The 23426-nt window shown below is 72.1% G+C and carries 21 protein-coding genes and 1 tRNA gene; 5 read left to right on the top strand and 17 right to left on the bottom strand.

Annotated elements, in window-relative coordinates; all coding sequences use genetic code 11:
* Positions 1 to 67: 67 nt before the first annotated feature.
* Both DJ010_RS16800 and rpsT read left to right on the top strand, forming a co-directional pair.
* The gene (locus tag DJ010_RS16800; RefSeq protein ID WP_245927638.1) at positions 68 to 1006 is read left to right on the top strand and encodes a phosphotransferase family protein; all 939 of its coding nucleotides are present in this window, start codon (positions 68 to 70) and stop codon (positions 1004 to 1006) included.
* Positions 1007 to 1146: 140 nt separating this feature from the next.
* Positions 1147 to 1407: a 30S ribosomal protein S20 gene (gene rpsT / locus DJ010_RS16805; protein WP_109695887.1), complete on the top strand. Its 261-nt coding sequence runs from the start codon at positions 1147 to 1149 to the stop codon at positions 1405 to 1407.
* Between the two features lie 76 nt (positions 1408 to 1483).
* Here the strand turns inward: rpsT and holA are convergent, their stop codons facing one another.
* Entirely contained in the window at positions 1484 to 2431 is a 948-nt protein-coding gene (gene holA / locus DJ010_RS16810) for a DNA polymerase III subunit delta (RefSeq protein WP_109696155.1), read from the bottom strand.
* Between the two features lie 10 nt (positions 2432 to 2441).
* Positions 2442 to 4793 carry a ComEC/Rec2 family competence protein gene (locus DJ010_RS16815; RefSeq protein ID WP_245927639.1) on the bottom strand — a complete coding sequence of 784 codons (2352 nt, stop codon included), beginning with the start codon at positions 4791 to 4793 and terminating at the stop codon, positions 2442 to 2444.
* 122 nt (positions 4794 to 4915) lie between these two features.
* On the opposite strand from DJ010_RS16815, the gene DJ010_RS16820 reads away from it, so the two are divergent.
* A complete protein-coding gene (locus DJ010_RS16820; protein ID WP_109695891.1) occupies positions 4916 to 5956 on the top strand; it encodes an HPP family protein in 1041 nt (346 codons plus the stop codon).
* A 20-nt stretch (positions 5957 to 5976) separates the two neighbouring features.
* On the opposite strand, the gene DJ010_RS16825 is transcribed toward DJ010_RS16820, so the two are convergent.
* From DJ010_RS16825 to DJ010_RS16845, 5 genes are all read right to left on the bottom strand, one after another.
* Positions 5977 to 6894, bottom strand: coding sequence for a helix-hairpin-helix domain-containing protein (locus DJ010_RS16825; protein ID WP_109695893.1), 918 nt, complete (start codon positions 6892 to 6894; stop codon positions 5977 to 5979).
* A gap of 90 nt (positions 6895 to 6984) precedes the next feature.
* Positions 6985 to 7845: a DegV family protein gene (locus DJ010_RS16830; protein ID WP_109695895.1), complete on the bottom strand. Its 861-nt coding sequence runs from the start codon at positions 7843 to 7845 to the stop codon at positions 6985 to 6987.
* Between the two features lie 22 nt (positions 7846 to 7867).
* Complete coding sequence (gene leuS / locus DJ010_RS16835; RefSeq protein ID WP_109695896.1) at positions 7868 to 10351, bottom strand: leucine--tRNA ligase; 2484 nt, start codon at positions 10349 to 10351, stop codon at positions 7868 to 7870.
* A gap of 200 nt (positions 10352 to 10551) precedes the next feature.
* Entirely contained in the window at positions 10552 to 12681 is a 2130-nt protein-coding gene (locus tag DJ010_RS16840; RefSeq protein WP_109695898.1) for a PhoX family protein, read from the bottom strand.
* A gap of 86 nt (positions 12682 to 12767) precedes the next feature.
* The gene (locus DJ010_RS16845) at positions 12768 to 13910 is read right to left on the bottom strand and encodes a glycosyltransferase family 4 protein (RefSeq protein WP_109695900.1); all 1143 of its coding nucleotides are present in this window, start codon (positions 13908 to 13910) and stop codon (positions 12768 to 12770) included.
* A 176-nt stretch (positions 13911 to 14086) separates the two neighbouring features.
* Between DJ010_RS16845 and DJ010_RS16850 the strand changes: the two genes are divergently transcribed.
* Entirely contained in the window at positions 14087 to 15460 is a 1374-nt protein-coding gene (locus DJ010_RS16850) for a UDP-glucose dehydrogenase family protein (RefSeq protein ID WP_211318840.1), read from the top strand.
* On the opposite strand, the gene DJ010_RS16855 is transcribed toward DJ010_RS16850, so the two are convergent.
* A complete protein-coding gene (locus DJ010_RS16855; protein WP_109695902.1) occupies positions 15457 to 17052 on the bottom strand; it encodes an AMP-binding protein in 1596 nt (531 codons plus the stop codon). The two genes, DJ010_RS16850 and DJ010_RS16855, sit on opposite strands and share 4 nt — an antisense overlap.
* 191 nt (positions 17053 to 17243) lie before the next feature.
* Here DJ010_RS16855 and DJ010_RS16860 point away from each other — a divergent pair, with 191 nt between their 5' ends.
* Positions 17244 to 17921, top strand: coding sequence for a LuxR C-terminal-related transcriptional regulator (locus tag DJ010_RS16860; RefSeq protein ID WP_211318841.1), 678 nt, complete (start codon positions 17244 to 17246; stop codon positions 17919 to 17921).
* On the opposite strand, the gene DJ010_RS16865 is transcribed toward DJ010_RS16860, so the two are convergent.
* From DJ010_RS16865 to DJ010_RS16900, 9 genes are all read right to left on the bottom strand, one after another.
* On the bottom strand, positions 17907 to 18845 hold the full coding sequence (locus DJ010_RS16865) for a S1 family serine peptidase (protein WP_109695904.1): 939 nt from the start codon (positions 18843 to 18845) through the stop codon (positions 17907 to 17909). The two genes, DJ010_RS16860 and DJ010_RS16865, sit on opposite strands and share 15 nt — an antisense overlap.
* A 100-nt stretch (positions 18846 to 18945) precedes the next feature.
* Positions 18946 to 19018, bottom strand: a tRNA-Ala gene (locus tag DJ010_RS16870).
* A gap of 83 nt (positions 19019 to 19101) precedes the next feature.
* Positions 19102 to 19752, bottom strand: a complete 651-nt coding sequence (locus DJ010_RS16875; RefSeq protein ID WP_158283045.1) for a histidine phosphatase family protein — start codon at positions 19750 to 19752, stop codon at positions 19102 to 19104.
* A 5-nt stretch (positions 19753 to 19757) separates the two neighbouring features.
* On the bottom strand, positions 19758 to 20147 hold the full coding sequence (gene rsfS, locus DJ010_RS16880; RefSeq protein WP_109695906.1) for a ribosome silencing factor: 390 nt from the start codon (positions 20145 to 20147) through the stop codon (positions 19758 to 19760).
* On the bottom strand, positions 20144 to 20767 hold the full coding sequence (gene nadD, locus DJ010_RS16885; protein ID WP_109695908.1) for a nicotinate-nucleotide adenylyltransferase: 624 nt from the start codon (positions 20765 to 20767) through the stop codon (positions 20144 to 20146). Before nadD ends, rsfS begins: the two co-directional genes overlap by 4 nt.
* Before the next feature lie 4 nt (positions 20768 to 20771).
* Entirely contained in the window at positions 20772 to 20930 is a 159-nt protein-coding gene (locus tag DJ010_RS22310; protein WP_170124660.1) for a hypothetical protein, read from the bottom strand.
* 35 nt (positions 20931 to 20965) lie between these two features.
* Positions 20966 to 21427 (bottom strand): hypothetical protein, encoded by a 462-nt coding sequence (locus DJ010_RS16890; protein ID WP_109695910.1) that lies wholly within the window; start codon positions 21425 to 21427, stop codon positions 20966 to 20968.
* Positions 21424 to 22071, bottom strand: coding sequence for a CDP-alcohol phosphatidyltransferase family protein (locus DJ010_RS16895; protein ID WP_109695912.1), 648 nt, complete (start codon positions 22069 to 22071; stop codon positions 21424 to 21426). Before DJ010_RS16895 ends, DJ010_RS16890 begins: the two co-directional genes overlap by 4 nt.
* A 22-nt stretch (positions 22072 to 22093) precedes the next feature.
* Entirely contained in the window at positions 22094 to 23344 is a 1251-nt protein-coding gene (locus tag DJ010_RS16900) for a glutamate-5-semialdehyde dehydrogenase (protein WP_109695914.1), read from the bottom strand.
* Positions 23345 to 23426 lie beyond the last annotated feature (82 nt).

Consider the following 23426-nt stretch of genomic DNA (forward strand, 5'->3'; position numbering starts at 1 on the left):
GCCCGGAACGCCGACTCGGCGGCAAATGGGCGGGCGCGCGGGCCCTGCTCGGGCCAAGATGGGCGACGTGACCGTCGTACCGCTCCCGACCCGGATCCCCCACGGCCGCACCGCCCGCCGCCTGGACTGGGTGTTCCTGCCGCCGCACATCCGGTCGGAGGTCGAGGAGCGGTTCGGCTCGCCCGTCGTCGACGCGGTGTCGATGACGTCGGGCTTCACCCCCGGCTTCGCCTCGGTGCTCCGCTGCGCCGACGGCAGCCGGCACTTCGTGAAGGCGGCGTCGGTGGTCGCGCAGCGGATGTTCGCGGACGCCTATCGCGAGGAGGCGCGCAAGCTCTCCCTTCTCCCCGAGGACCTGCCGGCACCGGCCCTGCGCTGGGTCCACGACGACGACTGGGTGGTGCTCGGCTTCGAGCACGTCGAGGGCCGCTCGCCCCAGCGTCCCTGGGTGCCGGAAGAGCTCGCCGCCGCGTCGGCGATGGCGCTCGAGGTGGCCCGGCTGCTGACCCCGGCGCCCGGCGGGATCGTCAGCGCCATCGAGGAGTTCTCCTCGTGGCGCGACCTGTGGACGCGGACCGACCACCCGCGGGCGGCGGACTACCACGCCCTCGCGTCCCGCTACGCGGAGGTCGTCGACGGCGACACGCTCTGCCACACCGACATCCGCGACGACAACCTGATCGTCCGCCCGGACGGCTCGGTGGTGATGTGCGACTGGAACTGGCCCGTGGTCGGCGCGGACTGGCTCGACTCGGCGCTGCTGCTCATCGGGCCGCGGGGTGACGGCCTGGACGTCGAGGCGCACATCGCCGGCCACCCGCTGCTGTCGGCCGTCGACCCCGACGACATCGACGTCGTCCTGGCGCTGGTGCTCGGCTACTTCGAGAGCTCGCGCCGGCTGCCGGCGCCGCCGACGTCGCCCTACCTGCGCGAGGCCCAGGCATGGCAGGCCGACGTCCTCCACGACTGGCTGGCCGAGCGCCGCGGGTGGTCCGCGCCCGCCTGAACGCCGCGCTCGGTCGATTTGGGGCCGGTCCGGCCGCGCTGTTAATCTTGTCCGTCGCGTCACACGCAGGTTCTGCCCTGCTCCGACGCGCTCCGGACCAGACCAGCTTTCACCGATCGACAAGACCTAAGGGCGTAGTAGTGGCGAACATCAAGAGCCAGATCAAGCGGAACAAGCAGAACGAGAAGCGGCACGAGCGCAACAAGGCCGTCAAGACCGGCCTGAAGAGCGCCGTGCGCAAGTTCCGCGAGGCCGCCGAGGCCGGCGACAAGGAGCAGGCTGTCGCGCTCGGTCGCGAGGCCGCCAAGAAGCTCGACAAGGCCGCCTCGAAGGGCGTCATCCACAAGAACCAGGCCGCGAACCGCAAGTCCGCGATCATGAAGAAGGCTGCCTCTCTCTGAGGCCCCTGGCTCCGGTCCGGAGCACCGACCTTCCGCGAAGGCGCCCACCCCACGAGGGGTCGGGCGCCTTCGTGCGTCAGGAGGCCTCCCGGAGTGCAGCCACCGTGAGCACCAGCCGCTCGAGCGTGTAGGACGCGTCGCTCGAAGCGCCCTTGAGGTCGGCGTCGGCCCGGGCGACCGCGCGGATGGCGCGGGCGAGTGCGGGCGGGGTCCAGCCGCGGGCCTGGGCGTTGAGGTTCTTCAGCTTCCATGGCGGCATGCCGCCGTCGCGATTGCCAGCGACGTGGTTGGCGAGCGAGCGCAGCTGGCCCGCGACGGCGGAGAGGATGTAGACCTCCGAGGTGCCGCTCTCGATGGCCCAGCGCAGCTCCTGCAGCGCCAGCGACCGGTTGCCGGCCAGCATGGCGTCGGCGATCTCGTAGTTCTTGACCTCGGCCCGGCCGCCGAAGTAGCGCCCGACCTTCTCCTCGTCGATCCGCTCGCCGGGGAAGTCGCTGATGAGCTGGTCGACGGCCGCCGCCAAGGAACGAAGGTCGTGGCCGACCGCCACAACCAGCACCTCGGCGGCGCGCTTGTCCAGGGTGGCGCCGCGGCGGCGGGCCTCGCTCACGGCGAACCCGCCCATCTCCCAGGGCTTCACCTCCGCCGACTTCACCTCGGTGACCGTCGCCAGCTTGCGCAGCTTGGTCAGCACGCCGGAGCCCTTCGGCCCACCGCCGTGGACGAGCACGAGCGCTACTTCGTCGGCCGGTGCCGCGGCGTAGCCGAGCAGGCCGTCGACCGACTCTTCCGGCAGGTTCTCCAGGCCGCGGACCACCACGCAGCGCACGGCGGAGAAGAGCGACGGAGCGGAGAGCTCGCCCAGCGTGGCCAGCGTCAGGTCGGCGGCGGACGCGTCCGAGATCTCCGACTCGGCGTCGTGGGCCTTCACCGCTGCCCGGACGTCCTCGACCGTCCGCGCCGACAGGAACTCCTCCTTGCCGGTGACCAGCACCACCCGGCCCAGCACGTCCTCCGCCCGCATGGCGGTCACCCTAGTCCGAGGTGACGACAGCCGGTCCGTCGTCCCCCGGCACGACGGCGAGGTCGCCGTCTTCGTCGGTGCGCGCCACCTCGGCGCCACTGGAGGCGAGGGCGTCGAGCAGCCCTGGGTGCGGGTGGCCGTAGTCGTTGTCCTCCCCCACCGACACCACGGCAACCTCCGGGTCGAGCGACTCCAGCCAGACGGTGTCCTGGTAGGCGCTGCCGTGGTGCGGCACCTTCAGCACGTCGACGTCCAGGTCCGGCAGGTCGGCCGCGAGCCGTGCCTGGCCCGCCGGCTCGATGTCGCCGGTCAGCAGCAACCGCAGCCCGTGCGACTCGACGAGGAGGACCACGCTCGCGTCGTTGGCGGCGCTGCCGTCCCCCGGGCCGGCGACCGGCTGCGGCAGGTCCGGCCACACGACCTGGACCGTGACGTCGCCGTACCGTCGCGTGAGCCCGTACGGCGCCGCGGTCACCGTCAGCCCGTTCCCACCGGCGACCTCCTCCACCTCGGCGAACCCGGCCGCCGGATCGAGCATCGAGCTCGCCTCGACCGTCCCGACCTCGCGACCGCGCAGCACCCCGGCCAGTCCGTCGACGTGGTCGGCGTGGAAGTGCGTCAGCACCACGAGCGGCACCTGTCGGACGCCCAGCCGGTCCAGGCACCGGTCGACGAGCGCCGGGTCCGGCCCGGCGTCGACGACGATCGCGGCGCGGGCGCCCACCGAGACGGCGAGCGCGTCCCCCTGGCCGACGTCGCAGACCGCCAGCACCCATCCCGACGGCGGCCAGCCGCCCGGGAGCCAGCCGCCCGGGAGCACCGCGATCCGTCCGGGAACGCCGAGCAGCACGAGCAGCGACCCGACGCCGAGCACGACGCCGACCCGCCGGCTGCGCAGGAGCCGCGGGGCCGTCACGGCGACGACAGCGCACAGCACGGCGAGGACGCCGATCGACAACGCCCCGGAGCCCCAGGCGACCGCAGGCACGGGCAGGTCCGCCGCGTTCTCGGCGACCCGGACGATCCAGCTCACGCAGACGCCGGCCAGGGCGCCGAGCAGTCGTCCGAGGGTGCCGGAGAGAAGCCCGGCCAGGCCTCCGGCCAGCCCGAGCACGGTCGCCGGGCCGACCACCGGCGCCACGAGCAGGTTCGCGAGGACGGCGACGACGCTGACCTCGCCGGACAGCCCGGCGATCACCGGCGTGCAGGCCAGCTGCGCGGCGAACGGCACGGCGACGGCAGCCGCCACCGGCGCGGGCAGCCATCGGCAGAGCGCCGCGTGCACGCCGGGGCCGACCACCACGATGCCGGCCGTCGCGAGCACCGACAGCGCGAACCCCGCGGAGACGGCCAGCGCCGGCGACACCAGCAGCAGCACGGTCACCGCGACCCCGAGCGCGCGCAGCCCGCGCCGCCGGCCGTCCGTGCCGAGCGCGAGCAGGCCGACCGTCCCCATCGCCGCCGCCCGGACCACGCTCGGCTCGGTGCGGGCGAGCAGGACGAACCCGACGATGCCCAGCAGCCCGACCACCGTCAGCCAACGTCCGCGCACGCCGAGACCACGGGCGAGGAGCAGCAGGAACCCGACGACCAGCGTGAGGTTGGTGCCCGAGACCGCCGTCAGGTGGGTCAGGCCGGTCGTGCGGAAGTCCTGCTCGAGCCCGTCCGGCAGTCCGGCGTCGTCGCCGACGACCAGCGCCGGCACCAGCTCGCGCTCGGCCACCGGGCTTTCGGCGACCGCCGCGCCGATCGACTCGCGGACCGTCGCTGCTCCGCGCCACCACACGTCCGGTCCCCGGATCCGCACGGGCGGTCGCGGGGCGACGACCAGCGCGGCGGCCCCACCGTCGTCGGCGACGACCAGCCGTCCGGAGGTCCGCACCTCGGACCCCAGCGCCGCTGCGGACCAGGCCGGATCGCCCAGCACGACCACCACCCCGCCCAGCCGGTACGACGCGCCCCGGGCGGTCAGCCGCGTCACCCGCATCCGCACGACCACCTGCGGTCCCCACTGGCCGTCCACCTCGACCGGGTCGGAGACCACGGTCCCGGTCAGCTCCGCGACCGCGCCGTCCTCCGCCAACGCCCGGAGCGGACCGTGCGTGACCACCTCGCTCCGGAGCAGGGTGCTGGTGACGACCCCCGCTGCCACCAGCGCGCAGGCCGTGAGGACGCGAGCGACGCGCGCGGCGCCCCGGCGCACCATCGCGACCGCGGCCACCGCGAGCACCAGCGGGATCCCCACGGCACCGCCGCCGACCTGGTGGGCGGCGATGCCGGCGAGCCAGCCGGCGGCACCGATCACCGCCATCCGCAGGTCGTGCCCCGGTGTCGTCCCGGATGCGTCCTCCTGCCGCGTCATGCGGGGGAAGCTACGGACGACGCCCGACGACAACCCGGCGCCCGGGGTGGCCCTGTGGAGAGCGGGGAGCGTCGGCGCGGCCTGTGGACGGTTCCCGGTCCGCGACCACTTAAGGTCTCCGGATGCGCTACTCCCCTGCCGAGCTCGGTCGCGGCGCCCTCGGCGCGCTGGTCGGCATCGCCCTCGCGGGCCTGACCGTGAAGATCGTGCCCGGCGGGCCCGAGGCCCTCCCCTTCCTCGTCGCGCCGATGGGGGCGGCAGCGGTGCTGCTCTTCGCAGTGCCGGCCAGCCCGCTCGCCCAGCCGTGGCCGCTCCTCGGTGGCAACACGATCTCGACCGTCGTCGGGCTCACCGCCCACTGGCTCATCGACGACGTGCTGCTCGCGGCCGCGGTCGGCGTGGGCGCCGCGATCGGCGTCATGATGCTGCTCGGCTGCCTGCACCCACCCGGCGGCGCGTGCGCCCTCCTGGCAGCCACGGCCACGCCGGTCATCGACGAGCAAGGGCTCGCGTTCGCCGCGCTCCCGGTCGCGGTCAACGCGGCCATGCTCCTCGTCGTGGCGTCGGTGGTGCACGGGCTCACCGGGAGCCGCTATCCGCACCGTGCACCGAAGCCCGCGCCCGCCACCGCCGCGGAGACGGCGACGGCGCTCGACACCTCCGACATCGAGTCCGCGATGGCCCGGCTCGCCCAGCGCCTCGACGTCAACCCCGAGGACGTCGTCGCGCTGGTCCGCGACGCCGAGGAGCACGCGCTCGACCGGCGTCTCGGCAGCGTCCCGGTGTCGCGGATCATGCACACCGACGTCGCTTCGGTGCTGCCCTTCGAGTCGATCTACCGAGCGCGCACGGTCCTGGTGCAGAAAGAGGTCAAGACACTCCCGGTCGTCGACAACGACCGGAGGGTGGTCGGCGTGGTCTCGATCATCGACCTCTTCACCCGCGACCTGGTGGAGCTGGAGCCGGTGGAGACGATCATGATCACCGACGTCACCACGATCCGCGACGACACCCCGGTCGCCGAGCTGGTGCCGACCATGACCCAGACCGGGTTCAAGGTGGTGCCGGTGGTCGACGACGAGGACCGGATGGTCGGCATCGTCACCCGCGGGGACCTGATCGCCGTCCTCCACCGCGCGCTGCTGGAGGACGGATCTCGCTGACCCGACGCCACGTCACGACCTCAGACCGTGACGTAGGGCCCCAGCTTGTCCAGCGTCACCTCTCCGATGCCGTCGACCTCGAGGAGCTCGTCGACGCTGGTGAACCCACCGTGCTCGTCGCGCCAGGCGAGGATCGCCAGGGCCGTGACCGGCCCGACGTCCGGCAACGTCTCCAGCTCGACCTGCGAGGCGGTGTTGAGGTTGACCAGGACCGGAGGGGCTCCGGACGGAGCGGCCCCGCCCGGCGCGACCGGCGTTCCCGGCCCGGGCGCCGCCACGGTGGCCGTGCCCACCACGATCTGCTCGCCGTCCACCAGCACCCGGGCCAGGTTGAGCGTGCTCAGGTCCACCCCGTTCCGCTCACCACCGGCGGCCTCGAGCGCGTCGACCACCCGCGCCCCGCTGTCGAGCACGACGATGCCGGGCCGGCGGACCTTCCCGGTGACGTCGACAGTCACCGTCCCCTCCGTCGCGCCTGGCCCCGAGGAGCTGGTCGCGCCCGTTGCCAGCGGCGCGACCGAGGCGGGCTGCTGCGGAGCCACTGACTCGGCCGGCGCCGCCTGGTCGCGCACCACCCACCACGCACCGAACGCGACGCCCGCAGCGACGATCACCGCGACGACGGTCAGCTGGGCGGCCCCCAGCTCCGGGAGGTGAGGCGTGATCCCGGCCCATCGTCGGCGTGCGGCGTGGCGTCCCGGCCGCGGCAGAGCCGGCGGCGCGGCGACCGGCGGAGACGGCTCCGGAGGCGGCTCGGGAACCGGCGGGGGCGGACGGCGCGACGGCACCACCCGGGTGTAGTCGTCGGCTCCGGGTGGCCACTCCTCGGAGCGCGGCTGCGGGTCGGCGGCACCGAGGTCCGCGGCCAGCAACGCCAGCCGGCGCGCGGCCGCGTCGGCGCGCGACGGGTCGGCGGACGAGCCACGGTTGCTGCGCATGCGACGACGTTAGGACCCTCTGCCCGCGACGGCGCCCCCGCGCCGCCGCGCCTGTGGACAACCGACCCGACGGCGATCGTCTGTGCGCGGTTACTGGTCCAGCAACGGGGCGACGCAGATCGCGAGCATGCCCGGACCGACGTGGGCGCCGAGCACCGCGCCCAGCTCGCCGCAGCGGACCTCGCGCCCGTCGAGCTGCTTCTCCAGGCGGTCGGCGAGATGGGTGGTCAGCACGCCGGCCCGCTCCTCGCTGGCGAGGTGGGCGACGGTGACGTCGACCCGCTGGTCGCCCGCGGCGAGGACGGCCAGCTCCTCGAGCCGGTTGATCGCCCGACCCGAGGTGCGCACCTTCTCGAGAGTCGTGATCACGCCGTTCTCGATGCCGAGCAGCGGCTTCACGGCCAGCGCACCGCCGAGCACCGCGGCCGCACCGCCGATCCGGCCGCCGCGGCGCAGGTACTCCAGGGTGTCGACGTAGAACACCGACGTCACCGCGTCCGCCCGCCGCCGGGCGGCGTCCGCTGCGTCGCCGCGGCTCCCGCCGTCGGCGAGCACGGCGGCTGCGGACTCCACGGCGTAGCCGGTGCCGAACCCGACCTGGCGGGTGTCCACGCAGGTCACGGGCACCGGCGCGTGCCGGGCAGCGACCTGCGCCGACTCCAGCGTCCCGCTGACCTCACTCGACAGGTGCACCGAGAGGATCTCGGTGGCGCCCTCGTCGGCCAGCCTGCGGTAGAGGTCGGCGAACACGGCCGGAGCCGGCCGGGAGGTGCTGACCGAGCGCTTCTCCTTCAGCGCGGCGGCCACGCAGGCCGGAGAGGCCTCCTCGGCGCCCTCGTCATAGGCGACGTCGTCGATCACGACCTGCACCGGCACCACCGAGACCCGGCACTCCGCGGCGACCTCGGGTGGGAGGCTGGCCGTGGAGTCGGTGACGAGCGCGACCGTCATGCGACGAGGCTAGGGCATCGCACTAGACGACGACGTTGACCAGCTTGGGGGCCCGTACGACGACCCGCCGCACCTCGCGCCCGTCGATCGCGCGGACCACGTCGGCGTCAGCCAGGGCGGCCGCCTCCAGGTCGTCGTCGGTGATGTCGGGGGCCACCTCCAGACGCGCCTTCACCTTGCCCTGGACCTGGACGACCGCGGTGACGGTGTCCTGGACCAGCAGCGCGGGGTCGACGGTCGGCCAGGAGGCCTGGGCGACCGAGGGCTGGTGGCCCAGCCGCTCCCACATCTCCTCAGCCGTGTAGGGCGCGACCATCGACAGCAGGATCGCGACCGTCTCGGCCGCCTCGCGGACCGCGGGATCCTCCGGCCCGCATCCGCTGTCGATCGCCTTGCGGGTGGCGTTCACCAGCTCCATGACCTTCGCGACCATCACGTTGAATCGGTAGGACTCCACCAGCTGCTCGGCGTCCGCCACCACCCGGTGGGTGACCTTGCGCAGGGCCACGTCACCAGCGCCCGGGTCGACGCCCGCGGCCGACGTGACGTCCCCGGACAACCGCCAGGCGCGCTGCAGGAAGCGCAGCGAGCCGGCCGGGCTCATGTCGGCCCAGTCGATGTTGTCCTCGGGCGGGCTGGCGAAGACCAGCGTCAGCCGCACGGAGTCGACGCCGAACTCCTTCAGCTGGTCACCCAGGTTGACGCCGTTGCCCAGCGACTTGCTCATCTTGCGGCCGTTGTTGATCACCTTGCCCTGGGACAGGTACGCCGAGAACGGCTCGTCCCAGCTGATCAGCCCCATGTCGCGCAGCGCCTTGGTGAAGAACCGCGAGTACAGCAGGTGCAGCACGGCGTGCTCGTCGCCGCCCAGGTAGAAGTCCACCGGGCCCCAGGCCTCGGCCATCGCCGGGTCGAACGCGCGGGCGCTGTCGTGCGGCGACAGGAACCGGAAGAAGTACCAGGACGAGTCGACGAACGTGTCCATCGTGTCGGTGTCGCGCTGCGCAGGGCCGCCGCACGACGGGCAGTCGACCGTGACCCAGTCGGTCGCCGCGCCCAGGGGTGAGGTGCCCTTCGGCTTCAGGTCGGCGCCGCGCAGCTCGGGCAGCTCGACGGGCAGCTGGTCCTCGGGGACCGGCACCTCGCCGCAGTCCGGGCAGTGGATGATCGGGATCGGCGCGCCCCAGTAGCGCTGGCGCGACAGCAGCCAGTCGCGCAGCCGGAAGTTGACCGTGCCGTTGCCCAACCCCTTGCTCTCCAGCCAGGCGATGACCGTCGACTTCGCCTCCTCGACGTGCATCCCGTTCAGGGAGATCTCGTCGTTGGCCGAGTTGATGGCCGGGCCGGCGCCCGTGTAGGCCTCGCCGTCGAAGTCCTCCGACGGCTGCACCGTGCGGACGATCGGCAGGTCGAAGGCCTTGGCGAAGTCCCAGTCCCGCTGGTCCTGCCCGGGCACGGCCATGATCGCGCCGGTGCCGTAGTCGGCCAGCACGTAGTCGGCGGCCCAGACCGGGATCCGCTCGCCGGTGACCGGGTTGACGGCGTACCGGCCCAGGAACACGCCGGTCTTCGGGCGCTCGGTCGACAGCCGGTCGATGTCGGAGGCCTTGCGGACGTCCTCCAGGTAGGCGTCGAAGGCCTCGCGCTGCTCCGGGGCGCAGATCTCCGCGGCCAGCTTGGCGTCAGCGGCGACGACGAAGAACGTCGCGCCGAACAGCGTGTCCGGGCGGGTGGTGAACACCGACACCGGGCCGTGGCCCTCGACCTCGAACACCACGTGGGCGCCCTCGGAGCGCCCGATCCAGTTGCGCTGTGCGTTGACGACCTTGCCGATCCAGGTCTCCTGCAGCTCGTCCAGGCAGTCGTAGAGCTCCTGGGCGTAGTGCGTGGTCTTGAAGTACCACTGGGTCAGCTCCTTCTTGGTGACCTCCGCACCGCACCGCTCGCAGGTGCCGTCGGCCAGCACCTGCTCGTTGGCCAGCACGGTCTGGTCCTGCGGGCACCAGTTGACCGGGCTGTTCTTGCGGTAGGCCAGCCCCTGCTCGCGCAGCTTCAGGAACAGCCACTGGGTCCAGTGGTAGTACTCCGGGTCGGAGGTGTGCAGCCGGCGGGACCAGTCGAACGCCAGGCCGTAGCGCTTCATCGACTCCAGCTGGGTCTCGATGTTGGCGTAGGTGTAAGTCGCCGGGTGGGTGTCGTTGCGGATCGCGGCGTTCTCGGCGGGCAGCCCGAAGGAGTCCCAGCCCATCGGGTTCATCACCTCGTAGCCGCGGAACCGCCAGTAGCGCGAGATCACGTCGTGCAGCGCGAACACCTCGGCGTGGCCCATGTGCAGGTCGCCGCTCGGGTAGGGGAACATCGTCAGCGCGTACCGCTTCTCGCGCTTCCCCGACACCACGGCCGCGTCGTCGGCGCGGAACGCGTCGATCTGCTCCCAGACGGGCAGCCACTTGGCCTCGACGGCGTGGACGTCGTACGACGACGCTGCTTCTGCTTGCTCGCTCATGGTCTCTCTCATGCTCGTGGTGGTGGCGCCTTGCTCCAGACACAAGAAAGCCCCTCACGCAGGAGGGGCAGCCGCGTCGACCCGGTCTGGCTCTGTGGACCCGGGGGCGACGCGGCTAGGTAAGAAGCAGGTTCGTCCGCACGGCCCCAGGATACTCCACCCGGGGCCGCGCGGACGAACGTGATGCGGTCAGCGCACGGTCAGCGCTGGCGGTACGCCACGCACACGGAGGGACGCGGGAAGTCGTCGGTGTGCGGCCAGGTGCTGGCCGGTGCGTCGAAGGTGGACCCGCCGATCTCGCCCGGGTGCTGCGGGGCGAAGAAGAGCGAGCGGTCGCCGTCGTAGACCAGCGGACCGCAGCACTCCGCGCCCTTGGGCACCGAGAGGAACGCCTCCACGTGGCCGCGCTCCGGTCCGGCCACCGGGACGCGGAACAGCCCGTCGTTCTGGCCCATCGGGGTCGGCGCGCCGTCGGTGGAGATCCACAGGTTCCCGGCGCTGTCGAACGTGACGTTGTCGGGGCAGCTGATCCGGCTGACCTGCGACTTGTCGAAGCCGGCGAAGTAGGTCTCGGGCGACTCCGGGTCGCCGCAGACGAGCAGCAGATCCCAACTGAAGGTGCGAGCCGCGTGGTCGCCCTTGTCCGGCGTGATCTCGAGGACGTAGCCGTTGCGGTTGCCGCTCTGGTTCACCAAAGGGGCGCCGGGGCTGGTGCGGGTGCCGGAGGTCGTCACGGGGTTCGCCTCGTCGGCGGGGTAGGACGAGCCGCGGTTGGAGTTGTTCGTGAGCGCCGCGTAGACCCTCTTGTTGACCGGGTTGACCTCGACGTCCTCGGGCCGGTCCATCCGGGTGGGGCTCACCAGGTCCGCCGCCTGACGCGTGAAGACCAGCACCTCGGCGACGGTCATGCCGTCGACGAAGGACTGGGTGTCGGTGCACAGGCGGATCCACTCCCCCGTGCCGTCGTACGGCGCCTCGGGCGCACCGGCGTCGTTGCCGGTGAGCTTGGCGACGTACAGGGTGCCCTTGCTGAGGAGGGTCTTGTTGTGCCGGCGGGCTGCCTTGGTGCGGCGCGCGTCGTACTTCTCGGCGGAGACGAACTTGTAGAGGTAGTCGCCGCGCTCGTCGTCGCCCAGGTAGGCGACGGCGCGCCCGTTCTTCGCGATGGTGACGCTGGCGCCCTCGTGCTTGAACCGGCCCAGCATCGAGTGCTTGCGGGGCGCCTCGGTCGGGTTCATCGGGTCGACCTCGACCACCCAGCCGAAGCGGTGCACCTCGTTGGGCTCGGCCTCGAGGTCGAACCGCGGGTCGTACTTGTGCCACTTCCGCGGGTCGCCGGCCGCCTTGGCGATCCCGTAGCGGGTGTAGGCGTCGGCGAGGGTCGCCCCGCTGGCCAGGGTCACGCCGCCCGGCACCGTGCCCTCGGTGTTGAAGTACTGGTTGAAGTTCTCCTCGCCGGACAGCACCGTCCCCCACGGCGTGGTCCCGCCGGCGCAGTTGTTGAGGGTGCCCTTGACCCGGCGGCCCGAGCTGTCGGCCGACGTCCTCAGCAGCTCGTGGCCGGCGGCGGGGCCGGTCATCACGAAGGTGGTGTCCGCGTTGATCCGCCGGTTGTGCCCGGCCTTGCGCAGGTTCTTCTCGCGGTACCACGAGCCCGGCACCGCGCCGCGCTTGATGGTGACGACCGAGAGGCCGTGCGAGTAGATGCCGAACCAGGCCATCTCCTCCTCGGTGTACCGGCCCGCCGGGTACATCAGCGTCTGGTCGTCGTACTCGTGGTTGACCGTCATCAGCGCGGTGTCGCGGCCGAGCGGCACCACGCCGACGTAGTCGTTGTTGTAGCCGAAGGTCTTCTTCACCACGTCGACGGTGAGGTCGTACGGCGTGAACGCCGCCGCACCGGCGACGACCGGGTCGCCCCACCGGATGATCACGTGGTGGTCGAAGCCGTCGGGCAGCACGACCGCATCGCGCCGGTTGGGCGGCACCGGGGCGAACCGGGAGCGGGCGAGCGGTCCGCCCGCCGCGGCGAGCGGCGCCGTCGCCGCCGCGGCGGGTGGAACCTGGGCGGCGGCGGTGGCGCTGGCGCCGCCGAGGACCAGCGCGCCGGTGCCGACAGCGGCGCCGCGCAGCACCGAGCGTCGTGCGACCGCCTTGGCGATCTCGTCCTGCACGTGCCCCGCCGTCGTCCGGTTGGGCTCGGGGTGGTCGCACGCGTTCCCGCACTTGAACAGGCAGGTCAGGTAGGAGCGCGAGCCGTGCCGGTAGCCCTCGCGGGACACCGGGGTGAGGGACAGGAGCGGGCGGTCGTCAGGACGGGTCACAGTCATGGCGCGACCCCATCGGTCACCGCTGAACCCGGGCCCGCCGCCCGGTGAACGGCCGGGGAAGTCCAAGGGAAGCGCCGGGGACGAGATCAGGCCGCGGCGAGCGTGTCGCCGTGACCGATGACGCCCGCGTAGTGCTGGGCGACCAGCTCGTCGACGACGTCGGCCCACGACCGGTTCGCCACCCGGGCGAGTCCGTTGGTCGCGAGCGTCGCCCGGAGCTTCTCGTCCCCGACGAGCCGTTGCACCGTCTCCGTCAGCGACTGCGGACGGGACGGCAGGTAGAGCAGGCCGGTGCGCTCGTGCTCCACCAGGTCCAGCGGGCCGCCGCGCGCCGGGGCGACGACCGGGACGCCACTGGCCTGTGCCTCCTGGATCGTCTGGCAGAAGGTCTCGTCGGCGCCGGTGTGGACGAAGACGTCGAGCGACGCGAACGCGACCGCGAGGTCGGCCCCGGTGAGCGTGCCGGTGAACCGGGCCCCGGGAAGGTGCTTCCTGAGCCACGGCAGCTCGGGACCGTCGCCGATCACGACGAGACTGGTGCCGGGCAGCCCGGCGAGCTCGCGCAGTCGGCGTACCTGCTTCTCGGCGGCCAGCCGGCCGACGTACCCCACGACCACGCGACCCGTCGGGGCGGCGCCGTCGCCGCCCCTCCTCGCCCAGCTCTGGTGGAGGTAGGGGTAACGGTGCCGAGGCCCGAAGAGGTCGAGGTCGACGCCGCGCCCCCAGACGTGCAGGTTCGGGACGCCGAGGGCCTCGAGCTGGGCGTGGGCGGACCGCGACGGCACGAGGGTGCGGGTCGAGCGCTTGTGGATCCGGGCCACCCAGCGGGCGCACGCTGCATCGCCGGGCACCTTGTACTGGCGCAGGAAACCGGGAATGTCGGTCTGGTAGACGGTCACGGTGGGGATCCCGAGCTTCCTGGCCGCGCGGAGCCCCGCCCAGCCGAGGGCGATCGGCGACGCGAGGTGCACCACGTCGGGGCGGAAGCCGGCCAGTGCCTCCTCGACCTGGCGGTCGGGCAGGCCGAGGGGGAACGTCCGGTACATCGGCACCGCCATCGACCGCACGCGCACGACGCGGACCCCGCGGTAGTCGCGCAGCCCGGGACCGGGCGCGACGATCAGCGCTTCGTGACCTTGGCGGAGGAGCCGGTCGACAACGTGGCGGACCGAGTTGACGACTCCGTTGACCTGGGGCAGGAACGACTCGGTCACGATCGCTACCTTCATGTCCCCAAGGTCCGCTGCCGGCATGAACGGACCATGACGACGCGACCAATGTCGGACCGCTGCCAGTGGTCGAGCTGACGCCACGAGCGGACCGGTCTCCCGCTGTACACCGCTTCGTCACCGGACATCCGTCACTCAGGTGACATCGCGTCAGGTGGGCCCGCTGCGCTGGGTCCATGGATCTCACCATCAGCGTCATCGGCACCGGCTACCTGGGAGCCACGCATGCCGCCTGCCTCGCCGAGCTCGGCTTCGAGGTGGTCGGCGTCGACCACGACCACCGCAAGGTGGCGCGCCTCAACGAGGGTGCGGCACCGTTCGCGGAGCCCGGCCTCGACGACCTCCTGGCACGGCACGTCGGCACCGGCCGGCTGCGCTTCACCACCGAGGTCGCGGACGCCGCCATGTCCGCCGACGTCCACTTCCTCTGCGTCGGTACGCCGCAGTCCGCCCTCGGGCGCAGCGCCGACCTCGGTGCGGTCTTCGCCGCAGCCCGCGACCTGGCGCGCCACCTCACCCGCGACTGCGTCGTGGTCGGGAAGTCGACCGTCCCCGTCGGTACGGCGGAGCGGGTGGCGCGCGAGCTGGAGCGGTTCGCCCCGCCCGGCGTCGAGACCGTCCTCGCGTGGAACCCCGAGTTCCTGCGGGAGGGGCACGCGGTGCTGGACACCCTGCACCCCGATCGGCTGGTGCTCGGGGTGGACACACCCGACGCGGAGCTGGTGCTCCGAGGTGTCTACGCCGACGCCATCGCGCGGGGCGTGCCGGTCCACGTCACCGACCTCGCGACGGCCGAGCTCGCGAAGGTGGCGGCCAACGCCTTCCTCGCCACCAAGATCTCCTTCATCAACGCCATGGCCGACATCAGTGACCGCTCCGGCGCCGACGTGGTGGCGCTGGCCGACATCCTCGGCGACGACAGCCGGATCGGCCGCCGCTTCCTCGACGCGGGTGTCGGCTTCGGCGGCGGCTGCCTCCCCAAGGACCTCCGGGCGCTGTCCGCCCGAGCCGAGGAGCTGGGCGCAGCCCAGGTGTCGGGCCTTCTTCGTGAGGTCGACGAGATCAACCTCCGCGCCCGCAGCAAGGTCGTCGACCTGGCGCTCGAGCTGTGCGGTGGGGACCTCGGCGCTCGGCGCGTCGCCGTGCTCGGAGCGGCGTTCAAGCCGCTGTCGGACGACGTCCGGGACTCCCCCGCGCTCGACGTCGCGCTCCAGGTGCACCGGCGCGGGGCCGAGGTCCGGGTCTTCGACCCCGAAGCCGCCCTCAACGCGCGCTCGGTGGCCCCGGAGCTGACCTACGTCGCGAGCCTGGAGCACGCCCTCCGCGGGGCCGACCTCGTCCTCCACCTGACCGAGTGGCCCGAGTTCCTGGAGACCGACCCCCGGTGGGCGGCCGGGCTGGTCGCGCGCCCCGTCATCATCGACGGCCGCAACAAGCTGGACCTCGACGGGTGGACCCGGGCGGGGTGGACCATCCAGGCCATCGGGCGCCCCCGCCGCCGGGATGCCGCACGGCCGTTCACCGCCGGCGGGGCGCTCGCGTCGTCCTAGCCCAGGTCGGCGGCCGTCTTCCCCTTCAGGTCCTTGCGGAGGATCTTGCCGGACGCCGACTTGGGGATGACCGGGATGAAGTCGACCATCCGCACCTTCTTGTGCGGCGCGACCTTCTCCGCGGTGTAGTCCATCACCTCGTCGGCGGTCAGCGACGCGCCCTCCTGCAGCACGACGAAGGCGTGCGGGATCTCGCCGGCCTCCTCGTCGGGGTGCGGGACCACGGCGGCGTCGGCGATCGAGGGATGGGTCAGCAGCACGGCCTCGAGCTCGGCCGGCGGCACCTGGTAGCCCTTGTACTTGATGAGCTCCTTGAGCCGGTCGACGACGTAGACCTCGCCCTCCGGGCCGACCTCGACGATGTCGCCGGTGTGCAGGTAGCCCTCGTCGTCGATGGTCTCGCGGGTGGCCGCGTCGTTGCCGAGGTAGCCGACCATGACCCCGGGGCCCTTCACCCAGAGTTCGCCGGGCGCGGTGCGGCCGCCCGGGACGGCCTCGATCTCCTCGCCGGTCGCAGGGTCCATCACCTTGAACTCGACGTTGGCGACCGCCAGGCCGACCGAGCCCACCGAGATGTCGGTGCGGTCGATCGGGAGCGCGTGGGAGACCGGGCTGAGCTCGGTCATGCCGTAGCCCTGCAGCATCCCGCAGCCGAGGCGCGCCTTGACCGCCTCACCGAGCGCCTCGTCGAGGGGCGCGGCGCCGCTGAGGACGGCCCGCACGCTGGAGGTGTCGATCGAGTCGACGGCGGGGTGCTTGGCCAGGGCGACCGCCATCGGCGGAGCGATGTAGAGGAAGGAGATCTTCTGCTCGTGGATCAGCCGGAGGAACTCGTCGAGGTCGAACTTCGGCATCGTGACGAGCTTCGCGCGGAGCTTGAGCGTGATGCTCATGATCACGTTCATGCCGTAGATGTGGAAGAACGGCAGCACCGCGAGCACCACGTCGTCGGGTTCCTCGGCGATGACCGACATCGACTGCAGCGTGTTGGCGACCAGGTTGCGGTGGGTCAGCATCACACCCTTGGCCTTGCCGGTGGTGCCGGAGGAGTACGGCAGCACCGCGAGGTGCGTGGCGGCGTCGATGGTCACGTCGGGAGGTGCGGCACCTTCCGAGAGCAGGTCCATCATCGACTCGTGGCCCTCGGCGCCGTCGAGCACGATGACGTGCTCGGCGCCCAGGCCGACCTCGGTGCACGCGGCCATCGCGCCCGGCAGCAGCAGCGAGACCGTGACGTAGCGGAGAGCTCCCGAGTCCCGGAGCTGGTTGGCGATCTCCGGCGGGGTGTAGAGCGAGTTGATCGTGGTCGCGGTCGCGCCGGCCCGGAGGATTCCGTGGAAGGCGATGATGAACGCCGCCGTGTTCGGGCAGTGCAGCGCGACGACGTCACCGGGCTTGATGCCGCGGGCGGCCAATGCACCGGCGAACGCGTCCACACGGGCCTTGAGGTCGCCGTACGTCGTGTCGGCGTGGGTCGCGGAGTCGTGGACCGCGGTCCTGCCGGTCTCGTCGTCGGTGAGGTCACCGAAGATGAAGTCGTAGACGCTGACGTCGGGGATCTCGACGTCCGGGAACGGGCTACGGAACGGCACAGCAGTGGTCCTCTCGGCAGTACGGCGGGCGTTCCCCGAACCGTAGCGCCTGGGCGGCTCCTCCGAACCGCCCTCCCGCCTAGTCACTTCTGACCGGTACGGCGCGACCGAGCGGCCAGAACCTGGTCCGGGGGCGAGATATTGTCCGGGTTCGGGCGGTGCACCCGACCCTGACTCGGCAAAGTGATGCCGTGGCTGGCAAGGGACCGATCCGGGTGTATCTCGCTGCGCAGCACGACATCGTGCGCAGCGGTCTCTTCAGCCTGCTCGAGGCCGAGCCGGACATCGAGGTCGTCGGCCAGTCGGCGCTGGCCGCGGTGGCGCTGCCGGCGATCCTCGACCTGCGGCCCGACGTCGCGGTCCTCGACGCCCGGCTGCCCGACGGGAACGGCCTCGACCTCTGCCGGAGCGTGCGGACCGCCGACCCGAGCATCCGAGGGTTGATCCTCGCCGGCCGGCGGGACGACGACGCGATCGCCAGCGCGATGCTGGCGGGCGCCGCCGGCTACCTGTTGGAGCAGGTCAACGCCAGCTCGCTGGTCAACGGCATCCGGCTGGTGGCCAGCGGCCACTCGGTCGTCGACTGGTCGGTGCCAGCGAGCGTGGTCGAGCACGTCACGCTCCACAAGCGCTCCTTCCAGGTGATCGCCGACCTGACCCCGCAGCAGCGCAAGATCCTCTTCCTCATCGCCGACGGCCTGACCAACCGCGAGATCGCCCGCCGGCTGTTCCTGGCCGAGAAGACGGTGAAGAACCACGTCACCGCGCTGCTCAGCCGGCTCGGGGTGTCCCACCGGACGCAGGCGGCGATGATCGCCGCCACCTGGGCCCGCTCGGAGGCCGCCGCCAGCCAGTCAGTCCCTGACTGAGTCGCGGAACGGCTCGGTGCCGAGCTCGAGGCGCAGCCCCTCGATCCCGGAGTGGCGACGCGCGTAGGCCAGCTCGCGCGAGAGGTCGCTCAGCCCGTTCCACACGAGCAGGGGCCCGAGGCGGAGCGTCGACAGGGTGCCGACTGCGCGGCCGTCCTGGTCGACGTAGGCGCTGCCGCTGTCTCCGGGGAGCCCGGGTGAGGCCGAGGTGATCGTGTGCGACCAGCCCTGGTCGCCGACGGAGTCGGTCATCGCGATCGCGGCCTGCCGTGAGAGCCGGCTCTTCTCGGGCCGCAGCGAGGACCGGCCGTAGCCGTAGGCGCTGTCGCCCACCCGGACCGCGGCCTTCGAGAGACCGGTCGGCCCACCCCAGTAGGGCAGCGTGGGGTTGACCCGTCCGTGGTGCTCGCGTGCCACCTTCACGAGGGCGAAGTCGTTGAACGCGCAGAGGTCAGGGTTGCTGACGTGGCGGGCCTGCATGGTGCGCCAGCTGCTGTAGACCACCCTGCCCCGGCCGAGCCTCCGACCCTCGTCGAACAGGGTCGCCCCGATGACGAAGGAGACCCGGGTGCCGAGCGGCAGGGTCTCCGCCCTGCAGCCGTTCAGGTCCTCGTCCGTGCGGGCGCAGTGGGCAGCCTGGCCGAGGTAGACCTGGCCGCGCGCGTCGGTGAAGACGAAGTTGGTCGTGCACTGCCCCGTCCCGCCGGTGATCGTCTGGATCCCGGGAGTGATCGTCGCGCGGCGGACGGAGGCCCAGCCCTTCGTCTTCCGGACCATCGGATCCTGGGTCGCGTCGCCGGTGAGGTCCGCGGCCGTGTGCTCGCCGTCGCGGGCGAACGGCTCGACGACGGCGTTGGCAACCGCGAGGATCGCGAGCAGCACGAGTACCGTCCCCCACGGACCGGTGTCGCGCTCCGCGCTCACACCTCGATCATTGCCCTGTCGCGGGCACATTGATACCGACGCGCCGCTCGTGCGTCTTGTCCGGGAACGCAGGAAGCCGCCCGTAGGCGGCTTCCCTCGGTGGAGCTGAGGGGACTCGAACCCCTGACCCTCTGCATGCCATGCAGATGCGCTACCAGCTGCGCCACAGCCCCGTGTACAACGCGGAGAACCTTACCGAACCGCCTCTCGTGGGAGAAATCGAGGTCTCGATCCGTCTTCGCCGGCCGTGCTCGGACTACTCGACCACCGGTGCGGTGCGGTTGTAGGCCGCCAGCGCCCACCGTCCGCCCGGGCGCTCGTCGAGCTCGACCCAGCAACAGTTGCCGAGGGCGCGGAAGTCGGCGGCCTGCTCCAAGGGCCAGCCGAGCCAGTGCACCATCCCGGTGCGGATGGCGGCGCCGTGCGCGACGACCAGGGCCGTCTCACCGGCGCCGAGGGTGGCGGCGGCCTCCTTCAGGACGGCGGAGAACCGGTCGGCGACCTGCGCCCGGGTCTCGGCGCCGGGGACGTCGTCCCAGTCGCCGGCACGGAAGCGGGTGAACTCCTCCGGCTCGAGGACGGCGTACTCGTCGTGGGTCAGGCCCTGCCGCTCCCCCAGGTGGTACTCCCGCAGCCGTTCGTCGTACGACGGCGTCAGGCCGGTCGCGCGGGCGACGTGGTCGGCGGTCTGACGGGCCCGGGCGAGGTCGGAGCACAGCAGGGTCACCGGCGCCAGCGCCGCGACGGCCGGACCTACCGCCTGCGCCTGCGCGTGGCCAGTCTCGTCGAGGTCGGGGTCGAGCTGGCCCTGGACCCGCTTGCGCGCGTTCCACTCCGTGCGGCCGTGCCGCAGGAGGACCAGCCGTCGTGCGGGCAGCGTCTCGATACGCGGTCGTTCGTCCCTCACGACCGCTACTCGACGACCGAGCCAGGGGGGCCGTGGACCTCGGCGGGGAGCTGAATGGTCGGACAGTCGCGCCAGAGCCGCTCGAGAGCGTAGAACTGCCGCTCCTCGCTGTGCTGGACGTGGACGACGATCTCGCCGTAGTCGATGAGGACCCAGCGGCCGTCCCGCTCCCCCTCGCGCCGGATCGGCTTGGCTCCGATCTCGCGCAGCTTGTCCTCGACCTCGTCGACGATGGCCTTGACCTGGCGGTCGTTGGCGCCCGACACCAGGAGGAAGGCGTCGGTGATGGCGAGCTGCTCGCTCACGTCGAAGGCGAGGAGGTCGGTGGCCAGCTTGTCGGCGGCGGCGCGTGCCGCCGCGTGCACCAGCTCGACGGCGTGCTCGGTCGCGGTCATTTCTCTCCGGGTTCTGCGGCGTAGAGGCCGTGCTTGGTGATGTACTGCACGACCCCGTCGGGAACGAGGTACCAGATCGGCTGCCCCTCCGCCTGCCGCTGCCGGCAGTCGGTGGAGGAGATGGCCAGTGCGGGCACCTCCAACATCGTGACACGCTCGTGCGGGATAGCCGAAAGCGTGGCCGGGTCCATGTCCGACCCGGGGCGGGTGCAACCGACGAAGTGGGCGAGCTCGAAGACGTCGTCGGCGTCGCGCCAGCTGAAGATGTCGGTCAGCGCGTCGGCACCCGTGATGAAGAAGAGGTCGGCCTCGGGGCGCTGGGCGCGCAGGTCGCGCAGCGTGTCGATCGTGTACGTCGGACCGTCGCGGTCGATGTCGACCCGGCTCACCTTGAACCGGGGGTTGGCGGCGGTGGCGATCACCGTCATCAGGTAGCGGTGCTCGGCGGGCGAGACCTCACGGTCCGGCTTGTGGTACGGCTGCCCGGTCGGCACGAACAGGACCTCGTCGAGGTCGAACCAGCCCTGAACCTCCGAGGCCGCCACCAGGTGGCCGTGGTGGATGGGGTCGAACGTGCCCCCCATCACCCCGACCCGGGGACGCCGAGCGGGGTCCGTCATGGGATCAGCTGTGGTCGCGGCCGCCGCCGAACCAGACGAGCGCCATCAGGGCCAGCAGCAGGATCGCGAGCGTGCCGCCACCGATGATCCACGGGTTCACGGCGGGCTCGCCGTGCTCCTCGGCGGCCAGGATGACGGCGAGAGCGGTCTGGCTGATCTGCATGCGCGGATCGTATCGGACCCCACCGGTGGTCCCGCTCAGTGGATCGCGAAGTCCACGCCGAGGAAGAGGAAGGAGAAGCGGATGGTCCGGCCGACGAAGACGGTGGGCACGAACACCCACATCGGCATCTTCAGCAGCCCGCCGACGGCCGCCATGACGAGCAGCGGCGGGAGGCCGGCCGACGCTGCGACGAACATGATCGCAGCGGCGTAGAACGGGCGGCCCCGCATCCGCTCGATCCACTTCTCGTAGCCGGCCTTCACCTTCGGGTTGGCGAGCTTCTTCTGCGCCCACTTCGAGTCGATCCCGCGGCGGGCCGCCTCGTACCAGATGATCTTGCCGACCGTCGCGCCCGCGCCGGCGGCGATGCCGAGCCCGATCGCGGCGGGCACGCTCGGCGACGTCGCGGCCGCGCCGACGATGTAGACCTCCATCGGGAGGAAGGGCAGGAGAGCTGACGCGATGCTGACCGCGAAGGTCGTCAGCCACAGGATCATGCCGAGGGCACTCTCTCGGGGACCGGGATCCCGAGCTGCAGGAGCCACCGCAGGGACATGATCTTCAGTGCCAGCAGGGCGACCGCGATGATCAGTCCGAGCCACCACCAGCCGGTGGCGAGCAGCAGCACGGCGAACAGGCCTGAGTTGGCCGCCTTGCCGACCCGGGACCAGTTCCACAGGTAGATCCGGCGGTCGACGACGTGGAAGTAGTTGGGGCTGCGGATCGGCCAGGCCAGGAACGCCAGTGACAGGTACATGTCGATGACCATGAACTCGAAGAGGTAGACCGCGATCGGGATCGCGATCAGCTCCATCGGCTCGTCGCTGAAGAAGAACGGCGCCGGCTGCAGCCAGGCGAGGCCGACGTAGAACGCCCCGCAGCTCAACCGGTCGCAGCACATGTCGATGACGCCGCCGATGCGGGTCTCGCAGTCGAACCAGCGTGCCCACTCGCCGTCGAGCGAGTCACCGACCCAGTAGACGACCAGCCCGATCACCAGCAGGGTCAGGCTCTCGTCGTACGCCGCCCAGAGGCTGAGCGCCAACGTCGCGATCGTCCGGATGAACGTGATCACGGTCGCCCCGGTCAGGAGCCGCTCGGACGACGCGTCCGCGTAGATCCGATCGGACGCACCTGCCATGGCGCGAAACCTACCGTGCGGTCTAACGCACGTGACCCTCGCCCACCACGACGTACTTCGTCGACGTCATCTCCGGCAGCCCCATCGGCCCGCGGGCGTGCAGCTTCTGGGTGCTGATGCCGATCTCGGCCCCGAAGCCGAACTCGCCGCCGTCGGTGAACCGGGTCGAGGCGTTGACGAGGACCGCGGCCGAGTCGACCTCGGCGACGAACCGGCGGGCCGCGGCCTGGTCCTCGGTCACGATGGCGTCGGAGTGCTGGCTCGACCAGCGGCGGATGTGCTCGAGGGCCGCATCGAGGTCGGGTACGACGCGGGCGGCGATGTCGAGCGAGAGGTACTCCGTGGCCCAGTCCTCGTCGGTGGCCGGCACCACGCCGTCGTGGGCGGCGAAGGCCTCGTCGCCGTGCAACGTCACTCCGGCGTCCTGGAGGGCCGCGACGACCCGGGGCAGGAGCTCGGCGGCGACCGCCTCGTGCACGAGGAGCGACTCGGCGGCGTTGCAGACGCTGGTGCGGTGGGTCTTGGCGTTCAGCACGATCGCGAGGGCCTTGTCGAGGTCGGCCGCCGCGTCGACGTAGACGTGGCAGTTGCCCACGCCCGTCTCGATCACCGGAACGGTCGACTCCTCGACCACCGACTGGATCAGTCCGGCGCCGCCGCGGGGGATGAGCACGTCGACGTGCCCGCGGGCCCGCATCAGCGCCTTCACGCTCTCGTGGCTGTCGCCCGGCACCAGCTGCACGGCGTCGGCGGGGAGGCCTGCCGACGCCAGCGCCTCGCGGAGGACGTCCACGATGGCGGCGTTGCTCGAGCGGGCGCTGGAGCTGCCGCGCAGCAGCACCGCGTTGCCGGACTTGAGGCAGATCCCGGCGGCGTCGGCCGTCACGTTGGGCCGGGCCTCGTAGATGATCCCGACCACGCCGAACGGCACCCGCACCTGACGAAGCTCCAGCCCGTTGGCGAGGACGCCGCCGCGGACGACCTCGCCGACCGGGTCGGCCAGCCCGGCGACGTCGCGCAGGCCCTGCGCCATCCCGGCCAGCCGGTCCGGCGTCAACCGCAGCCGGTCGATGATGTTCGCCGGCGTGCCGCCCGCCTCCGCGCGGCCGATGTCGTCGGCGTTGGCGGCCAGCAGCTCGGTCTCGCGCGCCAGGAGCGCGTCCGCCATCGCGTGCAGGGCGGCGTCCTTGGTCGCCCGGGTGGCGAGGGCGAGGTCCCGCCCGGCGACGCGCGCTCGACGGGCTGCGTCAATTACGTCCTCCGTGATGCTCACCTGTGGAAGGTTAGTTGCCGGTCGACGCAACCGTCCGGTCGTCTCGGGCGTCTACCAGTCAGGCACGGCCCACGTGCCACAC

It is taken from the genome of Nocardioides silvaticus (genome assembly GCF_003160695.1).
Taxonomy (GTDB): domain Bacteria; phylum Actinomycetota; class Actinomycetes; order Propionibacteriales; family Nocardioidaceae; genus Nocardioides; species Nocardioides silvaticus.

Coding starts and splice junctions, on each gene's coding strand:
- DJ010_RS16815 (WP_245927639.1), bottom strand. CDS start 4,793: ATGACGCGGCAGGAGGACGCATCCGGGACGACACCGGGGCACGACCTG.
- DJ010_RS16895 (WP_109695912.1), bottom strand. CDS start 22,071: ATGGCAGGTGCGTCCGATCGGATCTACGCGGACGCGTCGTCCGAGCGG.
- DJ010_RS16820 (WP_109695891.1), top strand. CDS start 4,916: ATGCGCTACTCCCCTGCCGAGCTCGGTCGCGGCGCCCTCGGCGCGCTG.
- nadD (WP_109695908.1), bottom strand. CDS start 20,767: ATGACGGACCCCGCTCGGCGTCCCCGGGTCGGGGTGATGGGGGGCACG.
- DJ010_RS22310 (WP_170124660.1), bottom strand. CDS start 20,930: ATGCAGATCAGCCAGACCGCTCTCGCCGTCATCCTGGCCGCCGAGGAG.
- DJ010_RS16850 (WP_211318840.1), top strand. CDS start 14,087: ATGGATCTCACCATCAGCGTCATCGGCACCGGCTACCTGGGAGCCACG.
- DJ010_RS16830 (WP_109695895.1), bottom strand. CDS start 7,845: ATGACGGTCGCGCTCGTCACCGACTCCACGGCCAGCCTCCCACCCGAG.
- DJ010_RS16840 (WP_109695898.1), bottom strand. CDS start 12,681: ATGACTGTGACCCGTCCTGACGACCGCCCGCTCCTGTCCCTCACCCCG.
- DJ010_RS16845 (WP_109695900.1), bottom strand. CDS start 13,910: ATGAAGGTAGCGATCGTGACCGAGTCGTTCCTGCCCCAGGTCAACGGA.
- leuS (WP_109695896.1), bottom strand. CDS start 10,351: ATGAGCGAGCAAGCAGAAGCAGCGTCGTCGTACGACGTCCACGCCGTC.
- rsfS (WP_109695906.1), bottom strand. CDS start 20,147: ATGACCGCGACCGAGCACGCCGTCGAGCTGGTGCACGCGGCGGCACGC.
- holA (WP_109696155.1), bottom strand. CDS start 2,431: ATGCGGGCGGAGGACGTGCTGGGCCGGGTGGTGCTGGTCACCGGCAAG.
- DJ010_RS16890 (WP_109695910.1), bottom strand. CDS start 21,427: ATGATCCTGTGGCTGACGACCTTCGCGGTCAGCATCGCGTCAGCTCTC.
- DJ010_RS16825 (WP_109695893.1), bottom strand. CDS start 6,894: ATGCGCAGCAACCGTGGCTCGTCCGCCGACCCGTCGCGCGCCGACGCG.